At 71.2% G+C, this 24,249-nt stretch carries 20 protein-coding genes; 10 read left to right on the top strand and 10 right to left on the bottom strand.

Going from position 1 to position 24,249, the window contains the following annotated elements; translation table 11 throughout:
* Positions 1–21 precede the first annotated feature (21 nt).
* A complete protein-coding gene (locus tag AB0K18_RS11360; protein ID WP_364913254.1) occupies positions 22–357 on the bottom strand; it encodes an Lsr2 family protein in 336 nt (111 codons plus the stop codon).
* Positions 358–793: 436 nt separating this feature from the next.
* Between AB0K18_RS11360 and AB0K18_RS11355 the strand changes: the two genes are divergently transcribed.
* Genes AB0K18_RS11355 through AB0K18_RS11345 form a run of 3 tightly spaced genes read left to right on the top strand, consistent with a single transcriptional unit; the run spans position 794 to position 2,855 of the window.
* Positions 794–1,633 carry a TetR/AcrR family transcriptional regulator gene (locus tag AB0K18_RS11355; RefSeq protein ID WP_364913251.1) on the top strand — a complete coding sequence of 280 codons (840 nt, stop codon included), beginning with the start codon at positions 794–796 and terminating at the stop codon, positions 1,631–1,633.
* Positions 1,630–2,334: a DUF4097 family beta strand repeat-containing protein gene (locus AB0K18_RS11350; protein WP_364913248.1), complete on the top strand. Its 705-nt coding sequence runs from the start codon at positions 1,630–1,632 to the stop codon at positions 2,332–2,334. Before AB0K18_RS11355 ends, AB0K18_RS11350 begins: the two co-directional genes overlap by 4 nt.
* A 56-nt stretch (positions 2,335–2,390) precedes the next feature.
* Complete coding sequence (locus AB0K18_RS11345) at positions 2,391–2,855, top strand: hypothetical protein (RefSeq protein WP_364913245.1); 465 nt, start codon at positions 2,391–2,393, stop codon at positions 2,853–2,855.
* Between the two features lie 171 nt (positions 2,856–3,026).
* Here the strand turns inward: AB0K18_RS11345 and AB0K18_RS11340 are convergent, their stop codons facing one another.
* From AB0K18_RS11340 to fdhA, 4 genes are all read right to left on the bottom strand, one after another.
* Positions 3,027–4,979 (bottom strand): ABC transporter ATP-binding protein, encoded by a 1,953-nt coding sequence (locus AB0K18_RS11340; RefSeq protein ID WP_364913242.1) that lies wholly within the window; start codon positions 4,977–4,979, stop codon positions 3,027–3,029.
* The gene (locus tag AB0K18_RS11335; protein ID WP_355428628.1) at positions 4,976–6,712 is read right to left on the bottom strand and encodes an ABC transporter ATP-binding protein; all 1,737 of its coding nucleotides are present in this window, start codon (positions 6,710–6,712) and stop codon (positions 4,976–4,978) included. The genes AB0K18_RS11340 and AB0K18_RS11335 overlap by 4 nt, the downstream gene beginning before the upstream one ends.
* Positions 6,712–7,338, bottom strand: a complete 627-nt coding sequence (locus AB0K18_RS11330) for a TetR/AcrR family transcriptional regulator (protein ID WP_364913240.1) — start codon at positions 7,336–7,338, stop codon at positions 6,712–6,714. The genes AB0K18_RS11335 and AB0K18_RS11330 overlap by 1 nt, the downstream gene beginning before the upstream one ends.
* A gap of 188 nt (positions 7,339–7,526) precedes the next feature.
* The gene (gene fdhA / locus AB0K18_RS11325) at positions 7,527–8,750 is read right to left on the bottom strand and encodes a formaldehyde dehydrogenase, glutathione-independent (protein ID WP_364913238.1); all 1,224 of its coding nucleotides are present in this window, start codon (positions 8,748–8,750) and stop codon (positions 7,527–7,529) included.
* A 380-nt stretch (positions 8,751–9,130) separates the two neighbouring features.
* Here fdhA and AB0K18_RS11320 point away from each other — a divergent pair, with 380 nt between their 5' ends.
* Positions 9,131–10,135 carry a polysaccharide deacetylase family protein gene (locus AB0K18_RS11320; protein WP_364913235.1) on the top strand — a complete coding sequence of 335 codons (1,005 nt, stop codon included), beginning with the start codon at positions 9,131–9,133 and terminating at the stop codon, positions 10,133–10,135.
* Between the two features lie 163 nt (positions 10,136–10,298).
* Here AB0K18_RS11320 and AB0K18_RS11315 read toward each other — a convergent pair whose 3' ends face one another.
* On the bottom strand, positions 10,299–10,898 hold the full coding sequence (locus tag AB0K18_RS11315; RefSeq protein WP_364913232.1) for a TetR/AcrR family transcriptional regulator: 600 nt from the start codon (positions 10,896–10,898) through the stop codon (positions 10,299–10,301).
* Positions 10,899–10,967: 69 nt separating this feature from the next.
* Between AB0K18_RS11315 and AB0K18_RS11310 the strand changes: the two genes are divergently transcribed.
* Positions 10,968–12,020 (top strand): amidohydrolase family protein, encoded by a 1,053-nt coding sequence (locus AB0K18_RS11310; protein WP_364913228.1) that lies wholly within the window; start codon positions 10,968–10,970, stop codon positions 12,018–12,020.
* A 325-nt stretch (positions 12,021–12,345) separates the two neighbouring features.
* Here the strand turns inward: AB0K18_RS11310 and AB0K18_RS11305 are convergent, their stop codons facing one another.
* A complete protein-coding gene (locus AB0K18_RS11305) occupies positions 12,346–13,200 on the bottom strand; it encodes an aminoglycoside phosphotransferase family protein (RefSeq protein ID WP_364913226.1) in 855 nt (284 codons plus the stop codon).
* Between the two features lie 91 nt (positions 13,201–13,291).
* On the opposite strand from AB0K18_RS11305, the gene AB0K18_RS11300 reads away from it, so the two are divergent.
* The gene (locus tag AB0K18_RS11300; RefSeq protein ID WP_364913223.1) at positions 13,292–14,290 is read left to right on the top strand and encodes an ABC transporter permease; all 999 of its coding nucleotides are present in this window, start codon (positions 13,292–13,294) and stop codon (positions 14,288–14,290) included.
* Here the strand turns inward: AB0K18_RS11300 and AB0K18_RS11295 are convergent.
* Positions 14,285–15,619, bottom strand: a complete 1,335-nt coding sequence (locus AB0K18_RS11295) for a GAF domain-containing SpoIIE family protein phosphatase (protein WP_364913221.1) — start codon at positions 15,617–15,619, stop codon at positions 14,285–14,287. The two genes, AB0K18_RS11300 and AB0K18_RS11295, sit on opposite strands and share 6 nt — an antisense overlap.
* Before the next feature lie 420 nt (positions 15,620–16,039).
* On the opposite strand from AB0K18_RS11295, the gene AB0K18_RS11290 reads away from it, so the two are divergent.
* The 3 genes from AB0K18_RS11290 to AB0K18_RS11280 all read left to right on the top strand — a co-directional run bounded on the left by AB0K18_RS11290 (position 16,040) and on the right by AB0K18_RS11280 (position 22,045).
* The gene (locus AB0K18_RS11290; RefSeq protein WP_364913218.1) at positions 16,040–16,687 is read left to right on the top strand and encodes a hypothetical protein; all 648 of its coding nucleotides are present in this window, start codon (positions 16,040–16,042) and stop codon (positions 16,685–16,687) included.
* Between the two features lie 353 nt (positions 16,688–17,040).
* Positions 17,041–20,724 (top strand): hypothetical protein, encoded by a 3,684-nt coding sequence (locus AB0K18_RS11285; RefSeq protein WP_364913216.1) that lies wholly within the window; start codon positions 17,041–17,043, stop codon positions 20,722–20,724.
* A 40-nt stretch (positions 20,725–20,764) separates the two neighbouring features.
* On the top strand, positions 20,765–22,045 hold the full coding sequence (locus AB0K18_RS11280; protein ID WP_364913213.1) for an acyltransferase: 1,281 nt from the start codon (positions 20,765–20,767) through the stop codon (positions 22,043–22,045).
* Here the strand turns inward: AB0K18_RS11280 and AB0K18_RS11275 are convergent.
* Both AB0K18_RS11275 and AB0K18_RS11270 read right to left on the bottom strand, forming a co-directional pair.
* Positions 22,029–22,754, bottom strand: a complete 726-nt coding sequence (locus AB0K18_RS11275; protein WP_364913210.1) for a hypothetical protein — start codon at positions 22,752–22,754, stop codon at positions 22,029–22,031. The two genes, AB0K18_RS11280 and AB0K18_RS11275, sit on opposite strands and share 17 nt — an antisense overlap.
* On the bottom strand, positions 22,741–23,253 hold the full coding sequence (locus tag AB0K18_RS11270) for a SigE family RNA polymerase sigma factor (RefSeq protein ID WP_364913207.1): 513 nt from the start codon (positions 23,251–23,253) through the stop codon (positions 22,741–22,743). The genes AB0K18_RS11275 and AB0K18_RS11270 overlap by 14 nt, the downstream gene beginning before the upstream one ends.
* Positions 23,254–23,368: 115 nt before the next feature.
* Here AB0K18_RS11270 and AB0K18_RS11265 point away from each other — a divergent pair, with 115 nt between their 5' ends.
* Positions 23,369–24,247: a hypothetical protein gene (locus AB0K18_RS11265; RefSeq protein WP_364913205.1), complete on the top strand. Its 879-nt coding sequence runs from the start codon at positions 23,369–23,371 to the stop codon at positions 24,245–24,247.
* Positions 24,248–24,249 lie beyond the last annotated feature (2 nt).

The raw sequence follows: 24,249 nt of genomic DNA, 5'->3' as shown, positions 1-24,249 counted from the left end.
GCCGGTCCGTCAGGTGGTGCTCTAGTGGGCGGCCTCGTACTGCTCGACGACGGAGGAGGCGATGCGGCCCCGCTCGCTCACCGGCAGACCCTGCGCCTTGGCCCACTTGCGGATCTCGGTGGCCTTCTCGCGGCTCACCGCGCGCGAAGAACCGCCGCGGCGGCCGCGGGTGCCCCTGTCGGCGCGGATGGCGCGGGCTTTGGTGATAAACGGCGCCAGCGCCTTCTCCAGCTTCTCTCTGTTGGACCCGGAGAGGTCGATCTCGTAGTTCGTGCCGTCGAGCGCGAACCTCGTCGTGCCCTCGGCGTCACTGCCGTCGATGTCATCGATAAAGGATTCAACAATGCGCTTCGCCATTAGGGTGCTCCAAATACGTTTACGTTGCAGGTACTGTAACGCTCTTCAGCAAGAAGTGCATCTTAGGGGCGTGGCGTGGCTCCGGCCGCCCGCCACTTCGGCGCTTGCCCTGGTCATCCCCCTTCAGTCCGTCCACCTCCCGATTCCGGTCCAGGCCCGGCAGCGCGCGCGATCCAGGCTTCAATGGCGCTGAAACGGCGGTGTTGAAGAGCAATTCAAAGGACACGGTTCGGCCTCGCACATAGGCGAACTCGTCACATCGGCCCGTGGCCGGCGGCGCGGACTCAACGGTTCCTCAGGACGTGCGGGCGTCGCAGGACGCCATTGACGGGCGCCGGACTTGGGAGCGTTCCACCATTCGGGGCGGCATCCTGAACCGCTTGCGCCCGAATGATCACTCCTCTAACTCATGGTCCATGACTTTGGGGGTGATCCGGTGCGGACGGGTGGCCGCCCGGCCGGCTTCACCGTCGCCGACGTCATCGCGGCCGGCGAGCGGATCGGGCTCAACGAGCTGACCATGCAGCGCGTCGCCGACGCGCTCGGCGTCACCACCGCCGCGATCTACCGCCACGTGCCCAGCAGGTCGGTCCTGGAGGCACTGGTCGGCGAGGCCGTGCTCGGCGAGCTGCGGCTGACCGACGACCCCGCGCAGCCGCTCGTCCCCCACCTGGTGGGCTTCGCCCTCCAGCTGTGTCGCTTCACCCACGACCATCCCGGCACCGCCGGCCATATGCTGCGCCTGTTCCCGCGCGGGCAGTCCGGCATCAGGAACATGGAGCAGGAGCTGCGCGCCCTCGGCGAGCGCGGCTACGACCCCGCCGCCGCCACCGTGATCGCCTCCGGCATCGCCACCATCGCGCTCGGCGTCAGCGTGGCCGAGCAGGAGCAGGCGGCCGTCGCCGGGTCCGAGGTGGTCGAGCACGCGCTCACCGCGATAGCCGGCTCGGCGCTGCTGCGGCAGGCCCAGGCCGGCATCCCCGACCACACCACGACGTCAGCGCGTACCGCAAGGCCAAGGGCTACAAGGGGGCGTACAACGCGGCTGGGGCTACACGCGGTGCAACGGCTCGGAGTCGGCGGTGGACCCGGCGTCGGTGTGCCGGTGGAAGTACCCGGACTACGCGAACGCGACCGCCGAGCCCCCGGCCGACCCGTGGATGCCGTCGGCTCGATGCCGGCTGTCCTGATGTCCCCGAGCCGGGTCTCAGGGGCGAATCCAGGGATCACCCCGAGGCCGGGTACGTGGGCCTTCGCGGAGAATGGTGCCTCATGAGGATGAGGAGAGCGGCGCTGATCGCGGGTCTCGCCGGGATGGCGGCGTTGACGACGGCCTGCGGCGCGGCGGGGGCACTGAACGAGGACTCGGCCGGCTACGACGTGACCGAGCAGGTGGCGGCGCTGCGCGTCACGACCGACGCGGGGACGATCGAGGTGATCGGGTCCGACCGCCCCGGCATCCACGTGACCGAGCTGCTGAGCTGGCGCAAGAGCAAGCCGACCACCGAGCACCAGGTGCGCGGCGACACGCTGGAGCTGTCGTTCACCTGCCCCACCACCTGGGGCTTCGGCTCGATCGGCGTCAACTGCGACGTCGCCTACCGGGTCGAGGTGCCCAAGGCCACCCGCGTCCAGCTGACCTCCGACTCGGGCGACATGACGCTGACGGGCCTGGCCGGCGACGTGGAGGTGACCAGCGACTCCGGCACGATCAAGGGCGACGGTCTGACGGCCGGACGGGTCGTCACGAAGAGCGACTCGGGCGACCTGCGGCTGGCCTTCGCGGGGCCGCCGCAGGCGCTCACGACCTTCACCGACTCGGGCGACACGGCCGTACGGGTTCCTGAGGGGCCGTACAAGGTGAAGACCACGACGGACTCCGGCGACGAGAACGTCAAGACCGCCCACGACCCGGCCGCCCAGCGGACGATCGAACTCTCCAGCGACTCGGGCGACATCGAGCTCACGCCCGCCTGACCGCCAGGACGTAGGGTCGGGATCACCACCACACCGGTCTTTCCGTGGAGGCGCCCATGACCGTCACCCCCGCGCAGCTGCGGGCCTTCGCGAGCCGGGCCGAGGCACTCGCCGCCGAGGTCCGTGCCGCCTGCGACACCCCCGTCGACGTGCAGCCGGGCGCCGCCGACCCGTTGGTGGCGGCCCGCCACGCCGCCGACTGGCTGACCCGCGCCACCGACGACCTGCGTCACGCGGCGACGGACCTGGCCCGCACCCAGGTAGAACCCTGCGCGATGACCTGGGCCGTCTGCCCGACCCATGGCAACACCCTGACCTCCATGGCAGGCGTCTCGACCTGCCGGGTCTGCGGCCAGAGCAGACCCACCCCAAGACCAGGCGAACCGTGCGGCGCCCCGGTGACCTGGAAGGTCATCGACCCCGCAGGCACGGAGACGAGAATGTGCGCCGGCCACGTCTTGGGCGCCCGCGCCGTCTCCCACGGCGCCACCTTCCTCCCCCTGGACCAGGCCCTCACCTGAGTGACGCGGAAGGGAGCAAGGGGAAATGCGCGATCCTCCGCTTTCACGACCGTCGCATGCCTAAGGAGTCCTCTAGGGCGGGAGTTCCGACCGTCGAGTTGCTGAACTCCGACTTCGAGTTGCGCCGGACGACGTAAGGGGAGGGAAACGGGCGGCCCCTCCCCTGTCGTGTTACTCGACTTCCACCACGGCCTGGGCGAACTGGGCCTCGTGGAGGCGGGCGTAGGCGCCGCCGGCCGCCACCAAGGACTCGTGGGTGCCCTGTTCCACGATCTGGCCGTTCTCCATGACGAGGATCAGGCTGGCGTCGCGGATCGTGGACAGGCGGTGGGCGATGACGAAGCTGGTACGCCCCTCGCGCAGCGAGCTCATCGCGCGCTGGATGAGCACCTCGGTACGCGTGTCGACCGAGCTGGTGGCCTCGTCCAGGATGAGGATGGCCGGCTCGGCCAGGAACGCCCTGGCGATGGTGATGAGCTGCTTCTCGCCGGCGCTGACCGCGGCGCCCTCCTCGTCGATGACGGTGTCGTAGCCGTCGGGCAGGGTGTGGGCGATGCGGTCGACGTGGGCGGCCTCGGCGGCGGCCTCGATGCGTTCGCGGGTGGCGTTCCCGGCGCCGTAGCCGATGTTCTCCGCGATCGTGCCGCCGAACAGCCAGGTGTCCTGCAGCACCATGCCGATGTTGGAGCGCAGCTCCTCGCGGGACATCTCGGAGATGTCCACCCCGTCGAGGGTGATGCGGCCGCCGGTCACCTCGTAGAAGCGCATGATGAGGTTGACCAGCGTCGTCTTGCCCGCTCCCGTGGGGCCGACGATGGCCACGGTCTGGCCGGGTTCGACGGTCAGCGACAGGTTCTCGATCAGCGGGCGGTCGGGGCTGTAGGAGAACGACACGTTCTCGAACGCCACCCGGCCCCTGACCTGCTCGGGCCGCGCGGGCTTGGCGGGCTCGGCCGACTGCTCGGGAGCCTCAAGCAGCTCGAAGACCCGCTCGGCGGAGGCGACGCCCGACTGGACGAGGTTCGCCATGCCGGCCACCTGGGTGAGCGGCTGGCTGAACTGCCGGGAGTATTGGATGAACGCCTGCACGTCGCCCAGCGAGATCGAGCCCGACGCCACCTTGAGCCCGCCCACCACGGCGACCAGCACGTAGTTGAGGTTGCCGATGAACATCATGGCCGGCTGGATCACGCCGGAGATGAACTGGGCGCGGAAGCTGGAGCCGAACAGGGCCTGGTTGTGCTCGGTGAAGGTGTCCTCGGCCTCCTTCTGCCGGCCGAACACCTTGACCAGCGTGTGGCCGCCGTACATCTCCTCGATGTGGCCGTTGAGCTTGCCGGTCGAGGACCACTGCGCGATGAACTGCGGCTGCGACCGCTTGCCGATGAGCGCGGTGACCCAGACCGTCACCGGCACCGTGACGAGCGCGATCAGCGCGAGGACCGGCGAGATCACGAACATCATGACCAGCACCGCCACGACCGTCAGCAGCGAGGTGATGAGCTGGCTCATCGTCTGCTGCAGGCTCTGGGCGATGTTGTCGGTGTCGTTGGTGGCGCGGCTGAGGATCTCGCCGCGCGGCTGGGAGTCGAAGTAGCTGAGCGGCAGCCGGCCCAGCTTGGCCTCGATGCGCTCACGCAGCCGGGCGGCGGCCCGCTGCACGACGGTCGTGGTCATGCGGAACTGCACGATGCCGAGCGCCGCCGCCAGCAGGTAGACGGCCAGCACCCAGGCGAGCACCTGGGCGAGCCCGGTGAAGTCGATGCCCTGGCCCGGCACGACGTGCATCGAGGAGACCATGTCGGCGAAGGTGTCCTGGCCCTGGGCGCGCAGCCCGGCGACCGCCTGCTCCTTGGTGGCTCCCGGCGGGAGCTGGGCGCCGATGACGCCGGAGAAGATCAGGTCGGTGGCGTAGCCGAGGATCTTGGGGCCGACCACGGTGAGCGCGACGCTGGTGGCGCCGAGCGCGAGGATGACGATCAGCAGCGCGCGCTCGGGCTGCAGCAGCCGCATCAGGCTGCGCAGCGTGCCGCGGAAGTCGAGCGCCTTCTCCGCGGGCCCGCCCATCATGCGGCCGGGCCCGAAGCCGGGCTGGGGGCGGCGCGCGGGCGCCTGGGCCGTCATGCTGCGGCCTCCTGTTCGGTGAGCTGGGACAGGACGATCTCCCTGTACGTCGGGCAGCTCGTCATGAGGTCGGCGTGGGTGCCGCTGCCGACCAGGCGGCCGTCGTCGAGGACGAGGATGAGGTCGGCGTCGCGGATCGTGTTGACCCGCTGGGCCACGATGACGATGGTCGCGTCGGTGATCTCCTCGGCCAGCGCGGCCCGCAGCCGGGCGTCGGTGGCGTAGTCCAGGGCCGAGAACGAGTCGTCGAAGAGGTAGATCTCCGGCCGGTGCACCAGGGCCCTGGCGATGGCCAGGCGCTGGCGCTGTCCGCCCGAGACGTTGGTGCCGCCCTGGGCGATGGGCTCCTCGAGCTGTCCTGGCATCGCCTCGACGAACTCGCGGGCCTGCGCGATCTCCAGCGCGCGCCACAGTTCCTCGTCAGTGGCGTCGGGGCGGCCGTACCTGAGGTTGGAGGCCACGGTGCCGGAGAAGAGGTAGGGCGCCTGCGGGACGAGGCCGACCGCGCGGGACAGCGCGGCGGGGTCGAGGTCGCGGACGTCGACGCCGTCGACCAGCACCTCGCCCTCGGTCGCGTCGAACAGCCGCGGCACCAGGTTGAGCAGCGTCGTCTTGCCGCTGCCCGTACTGCCGATGATCGCGGTCGTCCGTCCCGGCCTGGCGGTGAAGGTGAGGCCGGACAGCACCGGCTCCTCGGCGCCCGGGTAGCGGAACCCGACCGAGCGCAGCTCCAGCTCGCCGTCGTGGCGGCCGGGGGTGACGGGGTTCGCCGGCGGGTGGACGGTCGGCTCGGTGTCGAGCACCTCCTTGATGCGCTCGGCGCAGACCTCGGCGCGCGGGATCATCATGAACATGAACATCGCCATCATCACCGACATGAGGATCTGCATGAGGTAGGAGATGACCGCGGTCAGCGCGCCCACCTGCATGGTGCCGTCGGCGATGCGGTGGCCGCCGAACCAGATGACGGCGACGCTGGAGACGTTCACGACCAGCATGACCGAGGGGAACATCAGCGCCATCAGCCGCCCGACCTTGAGCGAGACGTCGGTGAGCCGGTCGTTGGCCACGCCGAAGCGCTCGCGCTCGTGCGTGTCGCGGACGAAGGCCCTGATCACGCGGATGCCGGTGATCTGCTCGCGCAGCACCTGGTTGATCCGGTCGATGCGCTCCTGCATCGTACGGAACAGCGGCCGCATCAGCACGACGATCGTGCCCACGATGACGATCATCAGCGGCAGCACCACGAGCAGCAGCGACGACAGCGCGGTGTCCTGGCGCAGCGCCAGCACGATGCCGCCGACGCACATGATCGGCGCGGCCACCATCATCGTGAACGTCATCAGCACCAGCAGCTGGACCTGCTGCACGTCGTTGGTGGTGCGGGTGATCAGCGAGGGCGGGCCGAACCTGTTGACCTCCTGGACGGAGAAGGCCTGGGTGCGGTGGAAGACGGCGGCCCGCAGGTCTCTGCCCAGGGCCATGGAGATGTAGGCGCCGTAGTAGACGGCCACGATCGAGCAGACGATCTGGATGAGCGTCACACCCAGCATCAGCAGCCCGATGCGCATGATCGTGCCGGTGTCGCCCTTGACGACCCCGTCGTCGATGATGTCGGCGTTGAGCGTGGGGAGATAGAGCGTGGCCAGTGTCTGGACGAACTGGAAGAGGACGACGAGCGTGATCTCTTTCCCGTACGGCCTGAGCTGGACGCGCAGGAGACGGAACAGCATCAACTGGTGCTTTCTGTGAATGGAGTGGGGGAAGGCCGTACGAGCAGCCCGTCGAGCAGCACGGAGACGATCTCGTCGTCGTCCATGTCGCTGAACTCGTCGCCGGCGGGGCCGAACTTGGCCTGGGTGCTGACCGCGATCAGCATGAGCAGCAGGTGCGCCGCGGCCTTGGGGGAACGGCGCAGCCGGTCGCGGTCGGGCTCCATGAGGGCGGCCACCGCGTCGGCGATGTGGCGGCGGCTGCTGAGCAGGTGCTGGGCGAACTCCTTGTCGCGCATCGCCACTTCCCCGACGCCGGCGTGGAGCCGCTCGTTGGTCTTCGTGCCGTCGCGCACCAGCTTCACCACCTGGCTCAGCCGGGTGCGCAACCCGGTCTCGGTGCCGACGGCACGGATGCTTTCGACGGCCGGTCGCGGGTCGAACGCGTGCATGAGCGTCGCCCGTACGAGTGACGCCTTGTCGGGGAAGACGCCGAAGATCGTGCCTTCGGCCACGCCCGCGGCTTCGGCGATCTTCCTGGTGCTCACACCGGTGCCGTGTTCGCGCAGCAGCGGGAGCGTGGCGGCGATGAGCGCGGCCCTCCGGTCTTCCGGTGCCATGGCCGGCACCCGTCGCCTCTTACTCATGCCGAAGAGGCTAATGAGTGAGCACTCGCTCGTTCAACGGCTTTTATCCGGACAAAGCCTCCGCCGACCGCTAAACGCCCTGGTAGGGGGACAGACGGGGGGCACAAAAAGAGCCTGAGTCGCCGCGGATGACGACGAGGACGGTGTCGGGCGAGCCGTACAGCACGTCCGACACCGTACCTCCGGAACTAGGCGGCGGCGCCGAGGTAGCCGTTCGGGTCGAGGACGTACTTGCGGGCCGCGCCCTCGTCGAACTCCTGGTAGCCGCGCGGCGCCTCGTCCAGCGGGATCGGCGTCGCGTTGACGGCCTTGGCGATCTGCACGCGGTCGTGCAGGATCGCCTGCATGAGCTGGCGGTTGTAGCGCATGACCGGGCACTGCCCCGTGGTGAAGCTGTGCGACTTGGCCCAGCCGAGCCCGATCCTGATCGACAGCGACCCCTGCTTGGCGGCCTCGTCGGCGGCGCCCGGGTCGCCGGTCACGTACAGGCCGGGAATGCCGAGCGCGCCGCCCGCCCTGGTGACGTCCATCAGCGTGTTGAGCACGGTCGCCGGGTGCTCCGTCTGCGCCTCCCGGCCGTGGCCGCGCGCCTCGAAGCCGACCGCGTCCACGGCGCAGTCCACCTCGGGCTCGCCGAGGATCTGCTCGATCTGGTCCTTGGGCTCGCCCCGCGAGACGTCCACGGTCTCGCAGCCGAAGCTGCGCGCCTGCTCAAGGCGCTGCTTGTTGAGGTCGCCGACGATGACGACGGCGGCTCCGAGCAGCAGCGCGGACGCGGCGGCGGCCAGTCCGACCGGGCCGGCGCCGGCGATGTAGACGGTCGAGCCGGGCTGCACGCCGGCGGTCACGCAGCCGTGGTAGCCGGTCGGGAAGATGTCCGAGAGCATGGCCAGGTCGAGGATCTTCTCCATCGCCCGGTCCTTGTCGGGGAACTTCAGCAGGTTCCAGTCCGCGTACGGCACCAGCGCGTACTGCGCCTGCCCGCCGATCCAGCCGCCCATGTCGACGTACCCGTACGCTGAACCGGGCCGGTCCGGGTTCACGTGCTCGCAGATGCCGGTCTTGCCCTCCTTGCAGTTGCGGCACCGGCCGCAGGAGATGTTGAACGGCACGGACACGAGGTCACCGACCTTGATGAACTCCACACCGGGGCCCGTCTCGACGACCTCGCCGGTGATCTCGTGGCCGAGCACGAGGCCCTGGGGCGCGGTCGTACGGCCCCTGACCATGTGCTGGTCGCTGCCGCAGATGTTGGTGGCGACGGTCTTGACGACGGCGGCGTGGGGCAGCTTGCGCCCGACGTTGCCCGGGTTGACGCCGGGACCGTCCTTCAGCTCGAAATCGGGATAGTCGAGTTCGTGGACCTCGACCTTTCCTGGGCCTTCGTACACGACTCCCTTGTTGCCGGGCATGGGGAACTCTCCCTCTTCAGAAGGTGACGGGCGTACGGTTCTCGACGGCCTTCCTGATCACCCCCCTGCCCGCGACATTGCGACAGAAGCTGAAAAAGACGCATAAAACGCCCTCTCCTGCCGAATATACCCACCGGCGTCTGCCCGCTTGCGGCCGTGACCGACTAGGGGCCCGCCGTTGACCGAGACCTGCCGCGGCCGTGATAGAAGCTTTCATGGATCCGATAATTATCGGCCGCCATAAAGGCATGTGAGAGCATTTGCTGCCCGCCGTATTACCGACGCATGTCCGAAACATTTCTGTCAGACGTTGACACATTTCGGTGTCGTTCTCACAATGACCGCAGGTGCAGCCCCCTCAGACGATCAAAGGGATCAGCATGATCGACCGGAAACGCCGCAGCGCGCTCGTCACCGCGCTCTTAGGTGCGATCCTCGCCACCTGCCTCGCCGTCACCGCCACCTCAGCCGTCGCGGCCCAACGCCACGCCGCCGCGGCGGACTGCAGCGCCGGGTACGTCGGGCTGACGTACGACGACGGGCCCAACCCCGGCAACACGCTCAACCTGCTCAACGCCCTGACCTCGAACGGCCTGCGCGCCACCATGTTCAACACCGGCCAGAACGCCCAGAACAACCAGAGCCTGGTCAGGGCGCAGCGCGACGCGGGCATGTGGATCGGCAACCACAGCTGGTCGCACCCCCACCTGACGCAGCTCGGCAGCTCGCAGATCACCTCTGAGCTGCAGCGCACCCAGCAGGTCATCCAGCAGGTCACGGGCAGCGCGCCGCGGCTGTTCCGGCCGCCGTACGGGGAGACCAACGGCACGGTCAGGTCCATCGAGCAGCAGCTCGGCCTCACCGAGGTGCTGTGGGACGTCGACTCCCAGGACTGGAACGGCGCGAGCACCGCCCAGATCGTCCAGGCCGCGGGCCGCCTGCAGAACGGCCAGGTCATCCTCATGCACGACCAGTACGCCACCACCCTGGCCGCCGTCCCCCAGATCGCCGCGAACCTGCGCAGCCGCAACCTGTGCGCCGGCATGATCTCCCCCAGCACCGGCCGTGCCGTCGCCCCCGACGGCGGCGGTGGCCCCACCACCCCGCCGCCCGGCGGCTCCTGCACCGCCACCATCACGCCGGGCCAGCAGTGGGGCGACCGGTTCAACCTGTCGGTGACGGCGTCGGGGTCGAGCTCGTGGATCGTCACGGTGACGCTGAACTCGCCGCAGCGCGTCATCGCCACGTGGAACGGCAGCCCGTCCTGGGACTCCAGCGGGCGCGTGATGACGATGCGGCCGAACGGCAACGGCAACACCTTCGGCTTCACCGTCCAGCACGGCGGCAACTGGACCTGGCCCTCGGTCTCCTGCCGCACCGGCTGACGCCCGCCGCGAACCACCCGCCGCGAACCACCCGCCGCGAACCACCCACGGCGAACCACCCGCCTCAAGACACCCCGGCCGGCCGCGCCGCCTGGTGCCCTTCCGCCGCGGCCGGACGGGGGGAGGCGGCGGGCCCTTGAGCCGAGGGCCCGCCGCCGGCCGCTCAGCGAGGGGCCGCCAGGGGGAGCAGGATCTCGTCCACGAGCGTGACGACGTCCTCGGCGGTCGCGAACCCCTTGTCGGCCGACTCGCCGAGGAGCATGCGCGGCCCCACCGAGGCCACCAGCGGGGTCACGCGCGCCGGGTCGGCCTCGCCCCGCTCGGCGGCGGCCCTGAGGCAGCCGAGCAGGGTGTCCCGATGCGGGACGATCACCAGCTCCTTGACCGCCGCGGCCAGCCGGGGCGGCCGCCCGCGATCGTTCAGCAGCTGGTGCAGCGCCCGCCCCCGCGGCTCGGACAGGACGGCGGCGAACCTGTTCAGCAGCTCCAGCAGATCGCCGCGCAGCGACCCGGTGTCAGGGACGTGCTGCTCGCCGAACCCGACGACCGGGTCACGGAGTGCGGCGAGCAGCAGCTCGTCCGGCGAGGACCAGCGCCGGTACAGCACCGACTTGCCGGTGCCGGCGCGCGGCGCGAGCTTGTCGAACGCGAGCGCACCGAACCCCTGCTCGGCGAGCGCCTCGAAGGCCGCCTGGTAGACGGCCCTGGTCAGCTCACTCCCCCGCCGCCGCGTGGACGGCTCGGTGCCAGGACGGAAGGTCACCCCTCCGGTTATAGCGGACGTCGCCGTACACTCTCTTAGAGGACAAAACTGTCTCTTATAGGGGTGGACATGAGCGAAGCGTTCTCGGTGGTCGATGTGCGGGTCTTCGACGGGCGGGAGCTGACCGCGCCGGTGACCATGACCGTGCGCGACGGGCTGATCGAGGGCGGGCCGGGTGGCGGGAGGGTCGTCGACGCGCGCGGCGCAGTCCTCCTGCCGGGCCTGATCGACGCGCACGTTCACGTACGGAGGCGGGAAACGCTGGACGTGCTGGCCCGTCACGGTGTGACCACGGCGCTCGACATGGCCTCATGGCCACCGGAGCTGCCGGATTCCCTGCGGCGCGCGTCGGGCACCACGGACCTGCGCAGTGCCGGGCTGCCGGCCATCGGGCCCGGCGGGCGGCACGCCAAGCTGCTCGGCCTGCCCGAGGAGGCCGTCGTGACCGATCCGGACGCCGCCGAGGAGTGGGTCGCGGCGCGGGTCGCGGAGGGATCCGACTACATCAAGGTCATCCTGGAGGCGCCCGGCCAGGGCGGACCGGGAGTGCAGGTCGCGCGGGCGCTGGTCGAGGCGGCGCACCGGCACGGCAGGCAGGTCGTCGCACACGCGGCCACCTCCGGCGCCTACACGATGGCGATCGACGCGGGCGCCGACGTGGTGACTCATGCCCCGCTGGGCATCCCGGCCGGCGAGCCCGACGTGGAGCGGACGCGCGTCGCCGTCCCCACGCTGACGATGATGCGGGCCATCGCGAGCCTCTCCGGCCGGCCCGAGGGCTTCGCCGCCGCGCAGGCCACGGTCGTGGCCCTGCACAGGGCCGGGGTCCCGGTCCTGGCCGGCACCGACGCCAACGACGAACTGGGCGACGCGCTCGCCGTCCCGTACGGGAGAAGCCTGCACGACGAGCTGGCGCTGCTCGTCGAGGCCGGGCTCGGTACGGCGGCCGCGCTCAGGGCCGCCACCTCGCTGCCCGCCCGCCACTTCGGGCTGGCCGACCGCGGCGTCGTCGCGCCGGGCATGCGGGCCGACCTGCTGCTCATCGACGGCGACCCGCTCGCCGACATCACCGCCACGCGCAACGTGCTGCGGGTGTGGTGCGCCGGGGTCGAGCGGTCATGACCGTGCCGGGACCCCCAGGCCCGGGACGATCATGATCGTTCGTACGGTCAGGAGCCGTCACCAGCCCCAGCCGCCGCCTCCCCACGGGCCGCCCCAGCCCCACCAGCGCCTTCTCCTCCAGCGCCAGCGGCGCCTCCGCCAGCGGCATCGCCAGCCGCGTCGGCCGCAGCCGCCCCCTTGCTCGAATCCGGGACCTCCAGCCATGGTCGTCCCTCCCCCGTAGCTTTGCTCCCTTCGTGTTCAGGCTAGGCCGGAAATCACCACAAACCAGGGCATATTTCGCAATTTCACGGTGCCTTGACGGCGATATCACTACGTAAAGCGACTACCGGACCGCGCCCGTCTCCGCCTCCATCCAGGCCGCGATGTGCCGGGCGTAACTGTCCGGAAGGGGCAGCGGGTCACCGCCGATGGTGAACACCGCGCAGAGGATGTTCACCCCGAACAACCGGTCCCAGACCCTGGCCCGGCGACAGGTGTCGGCGTCCACGGCCGCCCGCACGTTCTCCCAGCCGTGCCAGCCCATGAACGCGGCGTCGATCGCCGGGTCGAACAGCTGCGCCCGGTCCCAGTCGAGCACCCCGACCAGCGTGCCGTCCTGCGCCCAGTGCACATTGTCGCCGGCCAGGTCGCCGTGCACCAGCACGTCGGGCACCGTCTCCAGCTCCAGCGCCGCCGCCAGCCTGCGCTCCGCCTCGGGCCGCAGCCGTTCCGGCAGCCGGGGCAGCACCTCGTGCTCCAGCACGCGCGCCCAGTGCCCGTCGTGCGCCCTGGGCGCGGGCAGCAGCCCGCGCAGCGCCTCCGTCACCGGCAGCTCGCGCAAAGCCGCCAGCAGCCCGGCGATCTGCCCGGGATCCCCCTGGCCCTCCGGCAGCCCCGTACCGTCGATCCAGGAGACCGCCACGGCCCTGCGCTCGCCGAAGTCGGTCACCGGCGTCAGCGGCTCAGGCACCTCGAAGGGCGGCCCGGCCGCCCGGACCGCGCGCAGGATCTCGGCCCCGCGCGGCATCTGCGCCGCGCCGAGCGGGCGGCGGGAGACGCGTACCGCCGCCACGCCCGGCAGCAGCACCACGTCGTGCACCCCGCCGGGACCGCGCCGCGCCCGGTCCAGCGGCGCGCCCGGCACCAGCGCGTCGGCGATCTCCAGCAGGTCGTCGGTCAGAGGTTCTGGCTCGTTCACCGCGCGAGCCTACGCCGCCGGAGGACCAAACCTGCACAAGGGGCGCGTGTCACCGCCGGGGCGGCGGGCCGCGCGTGCCTAGCGTGAGGGCATGCACGAACGGTTGCGCCACCGCTGGGAGGCTCTCAAGGAGTCGCCGTACGGGCCGGCCGCCGTGCTCATCCTCATCGTCTCGGCCGGCGCCGGGCTGTTCGCGGGCTCCTACACGTACGCCATGGCCAACCCCACCCCGCATCGGATCCCGGTCGCGGTGGTCGGGGTGAGCCACGAGACCGTGCGCGGCAGGGCGTTCGCCGCCGGCCTGGAACGGGAGCTCAACGCCTCGCTCGCGCTGATCTACCAGCCGTCACCGGCGCACGCCCGGCAACTGGTCGAGGAGCAGCGCGTCTTCGGGATCCTCGTGGTGCGCGGCTCGGACGTCAGGCTCGACGTCTCCGGCGCCGCGGGCGCGTCGGTCGCGCAGGTGCTCACCCAGGCCGCGCCCGTGGCGGCGGCGCGCATCGGGGTCCGGCTGACCGTGCGCGACATCAAGCCGCTGCAGCGCGGCGACCCGCGCGGCCTGGCGCTGTTCTACATCACGCTGGCCGCGGTGGTCATGGGGTTCATCGGCGCCGTCCAGCTCAACGTGCACGCGGGCGGGCTGACGCCCTGGCAGCGCATCGCGGCCGTCATCACGTACTCGGCGCTCGGCGCGCTGGCCATCGTCGCCATCGTCGACTGGGTGCTCGGCGCGCTCGACCTGCCGATCACGGAGTCGTGGTTCATCCTGGCGCTGACCATGTTCGCGTCGGGCATGGTGTTCACCATGTTCAACACCCTCGTCGGACGCTGGGCCATGCTGCCGACCTGGGGACTGATGGTGCTGCTCGGCAACCCGTCGTCGGGCGGCGCGGTGTCGTGGCCGCTGCTGCCCTCGCCGCTCGGCGCCATCGGCCGCTGGCTGCCGCCCGGCGCCTCGGTCAACGCCCAGCACACCGCCGTCTACTTCGGCGGCCACCAGCGGCTGATGCCGTTCCTCGTGCTCGCGGTGTGGGCGCTGGGCTCGATGGCGGTCTTCCTCATCCTGCGCGAGCGCCGTCCCGGCTCATGACCGCAGGGCCGCGGGCGCGGCCACCCGCACGGCGAGCAGGGCGACGTCGTCGCTGAACCGCTCGCCGCGGTGCGCGAGCAGCCGGTCGCACATCTCCTCCAGCGGCAGGTCGCGCAGCTCGGCGGCGGCGCGCGCGAGGTCGGCCATGCCCGCGTCGATCCCCTCAGGCGGCTCCTCCACCAGGCCGTCGGTGTAGAAGATCAGGTTCGAGCCGGCCGGGACGACCTGCTCATGGTCGGGACGCGGCAGATCGGGGGCGACGCCGAGCGGGTGACCGGCCTCCGCCCGCAGGTAGAAGGCCGCGCCGTCGTCGGTGACCAGCAGCGGCGGCGGATGGCCCGCGCTGGACCAGCCCAGCAGCCACTCCGCGTCGCCGCGCTCCTCCAGGCGGGCCACCAGCACCGTCGCCATCGGCCCGCCGTGCAGGCTGTGCAGCACCTCGTCCAGGCGGGCGAGGATGCGGGACGGCGGCCGGCACAGCTCGTACGCGATCACCCGGAGCATGTTGCTGATCTGGCTCATGACGACCGCCGAGCGCACGTCGTGACCCATCACGTCGCCCACCACCAGGCACGCCACGCCGTCGGGCAGCATGACGACGTCGTACCAGTCGCCGCCGATCGGCGGGACCGCGGTGGAGGGGCGGTAGCGGGCGCACGCCCGCAGGCCGTTCATGTCGGGCAGCTCGGGGAGCAGGCTGCGCTGGAAGGTCTCGGCGCTGCGGCGGATGCGCTCGTACAGGCGGGCGTTCTCGATGGCCACGCCGGCCGCGCTGGCGAGGGCCGCGATGAGCCGCTCGTCGTCGCCGGTGAACGGGCCGCCGCCGCGCTTGTCGGCGAAGTACATGTTGCCGTAGACGGTGCCGCGTACCAGGACGGGCACGCCCAGCAGGGACTTCATGATCGGGTGTGAGGCGGGGTAGCCGCGGAAGGAGGGGTGCGTGGTCACGTCGTCGATCCGCATCGGGCGGGGCCGGGAGACCAGTTCGGCCAGCAGGCCGTGGGCGGTGGGCATGCGGCCGATCGCGTCGGCCACCTCGTCGGGCACCCCGTAGGTGACCAGGTCGGTGAACTGCCCCCGCTCGTCCAGCACCCCGAGCGCGCCGTAGCGGGCGTCCACCAGGTCGGCCGAGACCTCCACGACGGTGCGCAGCGCCTGGTTCAGCTCCAGCTCGGAGCTGATCGCCAGGATCGCGTCGAGCAGCCGCTCCATCCGGCCGTGCAGCTCCTGGATCTGACGCAGCCCCGCCCGCATGCGCTGGACGCTCTCGGCACCCAGCGGCCCCAGGTCCGCACCGTACGCGCCGTCGTCGCGCTCCTGCTCGCTCACCTCCACCCCCCGAGATGCCCCCGCCCTCCCCTCATGCCCCGTGCCCCCGGCATGACACCTGGTCACAGGCCCGCCGTGCTTGCTGCGATCCGCTTCCATCCGAAGTCATCCGTATCTTTCCGGATTCATCCGGAAAGATCACTTCATTGAGGCATGCATCACTGATGAGATCAATGGTCCGTGACGTGCCTAAAGTGACGATCGAAACCGGATGAGATGGAATCTCGGAAGTACCGCTGTATACGAGACTCTTTCTGCAAATATGGCGTCACCGCACGACCTACGACCTCATCAAGGACGATGACTGACACTTCCCGGGCAGGAGCCCAATCAGCTTTCATAGCCGCGCTCATAGCGCTGCGGGAATCGGCCGGCCAGCCGAGCTATTCCCAGATGCACCGGCTGTCGCAAACGGAGGGCATGCCCAAGGAACTGCCCCCGAGCACGCTCAACGACATACTCAAGGGCAAGCGCGAGCGCCTCCCCGACTGGGGGCTCGTCGCCTCCTTCGTCATGGTTTGTCACCGCCACGCCGAGCTGACCGGCCTGCCGGCCGAGGCGCTCGGCACCGTACAGCAGTGGCAGGAGCGCTGGCTCGCCGCCCGGTCGGAGCAGCCGCGGGTGCCCGCCATCGGCTCGTTCGACCTGTACCGGACGCCGGCCGACGAAGCCGAGCGGCGTACGACGAGGACCGTCGCCCGGCTGGTGCGGCTGGCCTCCGAGGGTGACGTCGAGTGCACGTACCGGCTGGCGATCATCCACCTGCTGCTGGGCGAGCACGCGCAGGCCCGCTTCTGGCTCCATGACGCCCTCAGGAAGCGCCACCCCGACGCCGAAGCGTTCGACAAGGACCCGCATCCGGTGATGTACGCGGCTCAGCAGTCCTACAACTACGGCCTGGCCTACGAGGGGGAGGGCCCGGCCAAGCGGGACATCGCCGGGTTCTACTACCGCCTCGCGGCCGACCGGGGTCATCCGCAGGCCAGGGAAAGGCTGCGCGTCCTGCGGAACGTGCCGTTCGGGAAGCTGCTGCCCGCACCTGTCAGTACCGAACGACTTTCCACCTGATCTCCCTATCTCCGACCCCGGATGGCGCGGATTATCTGGGCGACGCCGTTCAGGACCCGAGCGCGGTCGGTCGACGCGGTTCCGTCGAGGGCGAATCGCACAATGATGATCGCGGTCACCGCAATAATCAGCACGATAACCGCAGCAACCATAGCGATCATGACTAATGGGTCATTCACCGATCTTCTCCTCCTTTGAGGTGGGACGGGCTCAAGGAAAGAGCAGTGGCACGAGCACTCGCCAGACAGAGCGGACGGACCGGATCGGCAGCGGAGAAGGGCAGGTCACGCAGCCCTCATGCCGCGCCAGGACCGGACGCGCCGGACGGGCTCGCCTGAACAGGAGGAGGTGGCATGGCGTCTCGACCGGAGCCGGCACCGCTCCAGGCGTACCTCCGGGGGCTGGAAGAGCGTGCCAAGCGGGCCGTGCCCGGCTACAGCAGGGCCAGGGTCATCGAGGAGGCCAATAGCGGCGAGTCCGGGGTACGGCTGACGACCTCCCAGGTCGCCGACTGGTTCACGCGGGGCGCGGTGCCGTCCAACGTCGAGGTGCTGTGGAGCCTGGTCGCGCAACTGCTGCGGTACACCGGTGACGACGCGGGCCGTGTGCCGCCATCCGCCTCCCCGTGGTGGCGGGAGCGACGCAGGGACTGCGAGGCCCGTTGGAATCAGGCGAGGGAGGAACGTGCCTCCCGGCCGGTCCGCTCTCCCCAGGCGCCTGACCTGACGCTGCTGAACTCCTACCTCGCGGCGGCTCGCGACGCCGCCGCCGAGCACCCCTATCCGGGCGTGCTGCCAGGGGCGATGCTGCCGCCGCTGCCGGACGTCTACATCCGCCGGCAGGTCAGGCGACACCACCCACTGCCCGACCCCGGCGCGCGCGAGCGCCCGATGGTCGAGAAGGCGGTGTACGACGAGCCGCAGTCCGCCGAGGAGCTCATCGGCCACGACGGAGGGACCAGGGTGTTCCTCGGCGGCCCAGGCTCGGGCAAGTCCAGCCTGCTCCGCATGGCGCTGATCACGCTGGCGGATCGCTGGCTCACCCGGTCACCCGGCGCTCACTGGCCGCCGTCCGCCGCCCCGCTCTACGTGCCCGCCTCCTACCTCACCCAGCCCGGCTCGTTCGCCGCCCAGCTCAAGGCGGCGACCGAGGTGCAGCTCAGGGGGCGACACGTGCTGCCGCTGCCCGAGGACTTCTTCTGGCGCGAGCCCTACCCCGGCAGGCACTGGCTGGTGCTCATCGACGGCCTCGACGAGATCATCGACCTCCGCCGCCGCACGACGGTCATCCGGTTGCTGCGCTCCCACCGCGCCGGGCCTTACCGGTTCGTCCTGACCAGCCGCCACCTGTCGGACGAGGAACAGCAGGCCGTCGACAACGACCCCGACATGATCGGCTATGACCTGTTACGGCTCGACGACGCCCGGCTCAGCGACCTGGCCCGGAGCTGGATCAGCGCGTACGGGTCGGCTGAGGCGCACCACCCCCCGATCACGACGACGGGTGACCTGGCACGGATCCCCCTGGTGGCCGCCATCCTGTGCCAGATCCGCACGGCCCGCCCCGACCGGCCACTCCCCCGCGACCGGTTCGGGATCTACGACACCTTCCTCGACCTGCTCGAACAGGACATGTACGAGGCCGCGCCGCTCAGCATCACCCAGCACCTGAGGAACCGCCTCGACCACCTGGGCGAGCAGGCCGCGCCCGCCGTCAACGGGCTGCCGCGACGCGTGCTCCTCGCGCTCGGCGCGGTGGCCGCCGAGCGGCAGGACGGCCGCACGACCGACCTCTTCACCGCCGTGACGTACGCCGCCGCCGAGCTGCGCCCCGACGGCCTGCCCGCCAGGGAGTGGGAGGCGCTGGTGGTCCAGACGACGCACAGGACGGGTCTGGTGGCAGGACGGGACGCCGCCATGACGTTCGTCCACCAGACCGTCGCCGACTTCCTGGCCGCCCGCCACGTCGCGGGGGACGCCGTGCTGAGCAAGCACGCGTTCGAGCAGCTCTTTGACGGACCCACCTCGGCGGAGCCGACCTCGTATCACCGCTTCCTCATCCTCGCCTGGCAACGCGCCGGCACCGACCTGGAGCTGCCGGGCGCGCTGCACCGGCTGGCGACGGATCGCCGTACTGCCGCCTGCGTCGCCGAGCTCGCGCGCGAGGGTGCCGAGCTGGCGGCGGAGACCGTCCGCGCGGCGAGCGCCCTGCTGATCACCATGGCGGCCGATCCGCGACTGGGACATCACGCCCGCCTCCAGGCGGCCTTCGCTGTCACGGCACTCGATCGGGCCGGCGCCGTCGGAGCCCTCCGTGACCTCGTCGCCGATCAGGAGCTGCGCCGGCCCATCCGGCTGGACGCGGCCAGGAGACTCGCCCGGCACGACAGGACGGCGGCGGTGCAGGCTCTCGGTGACCTGGCGGCGGAGCGCGGCATGGCAGGGGCCTTCCGGGTGGCGGCGGCGAAGGAGCTCGGCGAGCTGGACCCGGCGGCGGCCACGTCCGCCCTGCGCGCGCTGGCCGCCGAGTCGCGCGTGCCGGGCAGCTCGCGGCTGGCGGCGGCGCAGGCGCTCCGGAAGCTGGACCAGGCGGCGGCCGTCGCCGCGCTGCACGCGCTGGTCGCCGACACCAGCGCCTGGACGGCCACCCGGATCCAGGCCGTCCTGGCCTTACGGAACCTGGATCAGGCGGCGGCGGTCTCCGCCGTCCGCGCCCTGGCCGACGTGGAAAGGGGCGTCGACTACTACCGCCTGCTGACCTCCCCTTCGCTGCGGGACCTCGATGCGCAGGCGTCGGTCGCGGCCCTGTACGCCCTGGCCTGCGACGCCGAGCAGCGCGACCCCTACCGGCTGGACGCCGCCCTGAGGCTGCGCGAACTGGACCTGACGACGGCCGCCGACGCACTCGGCACGCTGGCCGCCGACCCCCGCGTGAGCGCTACGCACCGCTGCACGGCGGCTGAGGCGCTGGAGCCGCTGGACGCCTCGGCGGCGTTCGCCGCCTTCTCGGCGTTGGCGCAGGGCACCGGCCGGGTCTCCGTCAAGGCGGCGACCAAGCTGGCGGCGCTGGACCGGGAGGCCGGCATCAGGCTGCTGCGGACCTTGGCCGCGGACCGGCGAGTGGACGATTCCGCCCGCTATGAGGCGGCCCGGGCGCTGGGCCCGCTGGACCCGTCGATCGCCTTCGAGGCGCTGCGCACGCTCGCGGCGGAGACGACGCTCTCCGACGTGACCCGCCTGCGGGCGGCCGAGCGGCTGGCGGCGCAGGACCCAGGCGCCGGCGCCGCCGCGCTGGCGACCATGGCGGAGGACGGCACCGCGCAGGGGATCGTCCGGGTCAGGGCGGCCGAGACGCTCGCGGAGACGGACCGGCGGGCCGGTGTCGCCGCACTCGCCGCCATGGCGGGCGACGCCCGGCTCACCGGGATCCTGCGGTCCCGGGCGGCCGATGCACTCATGGAGCTGCATCCGCAGGCCGCCGCGCCGGTGCTGCACGCCCTCGCCATCGACCCCCGTCTGGACGGCTCCTGCCGGCTCGCCGCCGCGAAGGCCCTGATGAAGCTGGACTGCGACGCCGCCGCCCGCGCGTTCCACAGCGTGGCCGCCGACGTGACGGTGCCGGGCCATCTCAGGCTCGATGCCGCCGCGGGCGTCCAGGACGCTGTTCCGCTGCTCACGGCTACAACCACCGGGAACGGCGCCGACGCCGCCGTGGCGGTTCAGGAGGCCGTCCCGCTGCTCACGGCCATGGCCGCCGGGAGCGGCGCTGACGGCGTCGTGCGCGTCCGGGCCGCCGGCATGCTCGCCTGCCTGGACCGGGGTGCCGGCGTCCGTCTGCTCATCGCCCTGGGTGAGACCCCGGACGCGGAGGTGCGGTTCCGGGCGGCCGAAACACTCGCGGCATTCGATCCTGTGGCCGCCGTCACGATATTCCGCGCGCTCGCCTCGAACGCCGCCGTGAATCCACAGGTCAGCCGGTGGGCGGCGGACGCGGTCGAGGATCTCACGAGCGTGCCCGGCGGAGGGATCCGGTCTTGACTCTCAGCATTCACCCAGCTTGACCCTTTAGCGTTATGGGATGGTTACCAACGTGGCCGCCGAGAAGGGCAGCGGCCTGCAGGGGCACGAACGGCCGGCGGCCCGGCGGCAGACCTGGCTCGACGCGTTGCGCGGTGTGGCCGTGCTGGCCGTGCTCTTCGAGCACCTGCTGGACGCGCTCTTCCCCGAGGTCCGCGCCAACGTCAGCCCGTGGTTCGACTTCGGCCAGTACGGCGTGATGGTGTTCTTCCTCATCAGCGGCTACGTGGTGCCGGCCTCGCTGGAGCGGCGGGGCAGCGTCACCGGGTTCTGGACGGGCCGGTTGTTCAGGCTCTACCCGCTGTGGATCCTCGTGGCGCTGGCCGGGACGTTGTTCGGGCTGGTGCCGGTCTACTGGGAGCTGCCCGACCAGGTCGCCGACCATCCGCTCACGGGCGCCGTCGCCCACGTGACCATGATGCAGGACTTCCTCCAGGTGCCCAGCGTCGTCAAAGTGTTCTGGACGCTCTCGTACGAGATGGTCTTCTACCTGCTGGTGACCGCACTCTTCCTGCTCGGGCGGGGACGCCCCCGCACGACCGGCGTGCTCGGCGTGGCGGTGGCGGGCGTGCTCGTGGGCGGGGTGCTGCCCGCGGGCGCGCTGTCGAGCGCGCTCGGCGTCGAGGTGACCGTCGTGGCCGCCACCGGCATGGGGGTGCTGGGGCTGGCCGCCGTCCTCATCGGCGGTCACCGTCTCCGCCTGGCCGGCGGCGCCGCCGTGGGGGCGCTGGCCATCGTGCTGCTGTGCGTCAACAGCAGGATCGGCGCCTGGCAGAGCGTGGCGATCCTGGGCACGATGTTCGCCGGCACCGCGCTCTACCGGCTCGACCACGGGCAGCTCAGGCGCGGCGTGGGGCGCTGGATGATCGCGCTGGTGCCGGCCGCGTCCATCGCCGCCGCCTTCTGGTACGGCCCCGGCTGGGGCATGCCGGACGACGAGGCGATGGCGTTCCGGTGGAGCTGGTCGGCGGCGGTGGCGGCGGCCTGGCTGACGTTCCTGGCCTGCCGCCTGGTCCGCTCGTACGCGATGCCGCAGCCCCTCGTCCGCCTCGGGCTGATCAGCTACTCCGTCTACCTGCTGCACCCCCTGTTCATCCAGGTGCTGCGGCGGCTGGTCCCCGACCCAGGCCCGGTGCCGCTGCCCACCCGCATCGGCTATTCGCTGGTGGTGTGCTGCACGGTGGTGGGGTCGGCCGCCCTGTCCTACCGGTACGTCGAGCGGCCGGCCCACGCGTTCGGCCGCCGGCTGGTGGGCGGGCCCGCGGTCAGAGCGTCGAGCTGAGCCCCTGGCCTATCTTGCGCAGCTCCGCCTCGACCCTTGTGGCGCTCTCGAGGTCCTTGGCGTAGGTGGGGCTGAACGAGATCTCCGCCCACTGCCGCTCCTTGAGCTGCACGAACAGCGTCGGCGTGCCCTTCATGCCGTCCTCGCCGACGTTCTGGATCACCAGGTAGCCGGCCCGGCCGCCGACGGTGACGTCCTCGCCGTCCCCCTCGCTCCGGTACATCTCGATCCGGTCGGTCAGCTCCAAGGAGGCGTCGTTCTCGTACATGTAGATCTGGACGCAGTAGAAGCCGTTCTTGTCGCCCTTGTAGTCGTAGCTGGTGCTGTAGGCGTCGCCGTAGTCAATCGACCAGTGCTTCCACTGCAGGCGCTTGGGCAGGTAGCCCACCTTGACGTGGCCGAACTCCCGTCCGTCGCCCAGATCCCCGAAGTCCGGCGGATCCGAACGCACCGGCGGGGTGTCGTCGATGGCCGGTGGCTCGGGAGTGACCGTCACCTGGTCGGGGAAGTTCGCCAGCGAGCCGGCGGCCACATAGCCGACCGGCATGGCCGCGATCACCGCAACCGACAGGGCCGCCGCGGTCGCACTGAGCCTCCTGCGCCGGCTCCTGGTGCGGGCGACTACCCGGTCCAGCAGGTCGGGCGCCGCGTGCAGGTCCGCGGTCTCCTCGGCCATGAGCCGGCGCAGCTCGTTCTCAAGCGTGGGCATTGCTGATCACTCCCTCCACGTCGGCGCCGCCGAACGCCGCACGCAGCTTCGCCATCGCCTTCGACGCCTGGCTCTTCACCGTCCCCGTCGAGCAGCCCAGCACCTCGGCCGTCTGCTGCTCGCTGAGGTCCTCCCAGTAGCGCAGGACGACCACCGCGCGCTGCCGTGGCGGCAGCTCGCGCAGCGCCTCCATGAGGACGTGCCGCAAGTCGGCGTCCGTCGTGCGGGCCGCGCGCTCCGGCGGGGTGTGCACGGGGATGAAGCTGAGGATCGCGCGGCGGCGGGCGCGGCTGATGGAGAGGTTGATGATGGTGCGGCGCACGTAGGGCTCGGGGCTGTCGTGGCGGACTCGGTCCCAGTTCCGATAGGTACGCTCCAGCGCGGTCTGCAGCACGTCCTCGGCCTCGCTCGCGTCGCCGCAGGCGAGGTACGCCACGCGCAGCAGGCTCGTGCCGCGCGCCGCCACGAACGCGCCGAAGTCGTGTTCCGCGCCGTTCACGATCGTCTGTCCAATGTCACGCCCTCTGATACGCCCGGGCCGGGAGTCGCGTTGCCCCGCGGTCGGCGATTATTTCGCGGGCAACCTCCGGCCGGGCCGGGGCGTATAGGAGTGCGTGACGAGACGTACGAGATTCGCGGGCCTCCTGGCGACCGCTGTCGCCGCCGGACTGGCCCTGGGCGCCGGCATCATGACCGCCTCGACCGCCGACGCCGGGTCGCCCGAGGGCGCCTACTGGCACACCCGGGTCATCCACGCGTCGGAGCATCCGTGGCGGTTCGGCACCAAGGCGGACCCATACCGGCTGACCGAACGGCAGATCATAGAGGGCTGGGCCACCCGTGACGGCCGGTTCTGGACCGGCAGCAGGGAACTGGGTGCACGGCCGATCAGCGCCGCCGACGAGCAGGCGTGGAAGCGTAACGGCTCCCCCGGCAAGTGGAGCGAATCCATCGACGGCAAGACGGTGAAGATGTCCACCCAGCCCGCCAACGGGCACGTCTCACCGAACCGATCCTCGACGCAGTTCTTCCTGGCGGGGCAGCGGCTGACGTACGAGGAGGTGCAGCGCCTGCCCGCCGACGCCGAGCGCCTGAAGGACTGGCTGCGCCAGGCCGGCCGGGTCCACCGAGTCCCGGAGAACGGCCTGGACTCGTGGGTGACGTCGGCGCTGCCCCTGCTCCTGCACGACCTGCCCGCCCCGAAGGAGGTCCGCACCGCCGCGTACCGGCTGCTGCTCACGATGCCGGACGTCCGCGCCGACGGTCAGGCCACGGACGCGCTCGGCCGCACCGGCAGCGCCGTCGTGCACACCCGCTCGGGAGGGGAGAACACGACCACCCAGCGGTTCATCGTGGACACCGAGCGGATGATGCTGCTGTCGTCCGGCAGCGCGACCGACGACCCTGACCGGCCGCTGACCGGCAAGAACGAGACCACGGTGGTCGAGGCCGGCTGGACCGACACGCCACCGGCCGTGCCCGCCCTCCCGTGACC

It is taken from the genome of Nonomuraea sp. NPDC049421 (genome assembly GCF_040677005.1).
In the GTDB taxonomy this organism is placed as follows: Bacteria; Actinomycetota; Actinomycetes; order Streptosporangiales; family Streptosporangiaceae; genus Nonomuraea; species Nonomuraea salmonea.
The sequence above is the reverse complement of the archived record's forward strand: the minus strand, read 5'-3'. Positions and strand labels throughout refer to the sequence as shown.

What these genes read in the sequence shown, in the direction of transcription:
- AB0K18_RS11360 (WP_364913254.1), bottom strand. Translation starts at nt 357, where the DNA reads ATGGCGAAGCGCATTGTTGAATCCTTTATCGATGACATCGACGGCAGT.
- AB0K18_RS11350 (WP_364913248.1), top strand. Translation starts at nt 1,630, where the DNA reads ATGAGGATGAGGAGAGCGGCGCTGATCGCGGGTCTCGCCGGGATGGCG.
- AB0K18_RS11345 (WP_364913245.1), top strand. Translation starts at nt 2,391, where the DNA reads ATGACCGTCACCCCCGCGCAGCTGCGGGCCTTCGCGAGCCGGGCCGAG.
- AB0K18_RS11340 (WP_364913242.1), bottom strand. Translation starts at nt 4,979, where the DNA reads ATGACGGCCCAGGCGCCCGCGCGCCGCCCCCAGCCCGGCTTCGGGCCC.
- AB0K18_RS11335 (WP_355428628.1), bottom strand. Translation starts at nt 6,712, where the DNA reads ATGCTGTTCCGTCTCCTGCGCGTCCAGCTCAGGCCGTACGGGAAAGAG.
- AB0K18_RS11330 (WP_364913240.1), bottom strand. Translation starts at nt 7,338, where the DNA reads ATGAGTAAGAGGCGACGGGTGCCGGCCATGGCACCGGAAGACCGGAGG.
- fdhA (WP_364913238.1), bottom strand. Translation starts at nt 8,750, where the DNA reads ATGCCCGGCAACAAGGGAGTCGTGTACGAAGGCCCAGGAAAGGTCGAG.
- AB0K18_RS11320 (WP_364913235.1), top strand. Translation starts at nt 9,131, where the DNA reads ATGATCGACCGGAAACGCCGCAGCGCGCTCGTCACCGCGCTCTTAGGT.
- AB0K18_RS11310 (WP_364913228.1), top strand. Translation starts at nt 10,968, where the DNA reads ATGAGCGAAGCGTTCTCGGTGGTCGATGTGCGGGTCTTCGACGGGCGG.
- AB0K18_RS11300 (WP_364913223.1), top strand. Translation starts at nt 13,292, where the DNA reads ATGCACGAACGGTTGCGCCACCGCTGGGAGGCTCTCAAGGAGTCGCCG.
- AB0K18_RS11290 (WP_364913218.1), top strand. Translation starts at nt 16,040, where the DNA reads ATGCCCAAGGAACTGCCCCCGAGCACGCTCAACGACATACTCAAGGGC.
- AB0K18_RS11285 (WP_364913216.1), top strand. Translation starts at nt 17,041, where the DNA reads ATGGCGTCTCGACCGGAGCCGGCACCGCTCCAGGCGTACCTCCGGGGG.
- AB0K18_RS11280 (WP_364913213.1), top strand. Translation starts at nt 20,765, where the DNA reads ATGGTTACCAACGTGGCCGCCGAGAAGGGCAGCGGCCTGCAGGGGCAC.
- AB0K18_RS11275 (WP_364913210.1), bottom strand. Translation starts at nt 22,754, where the DNA reads ATGCCCACGCTTGAGAACGAGCTGCGCCGGCTCATGGCCGAGGAGACC.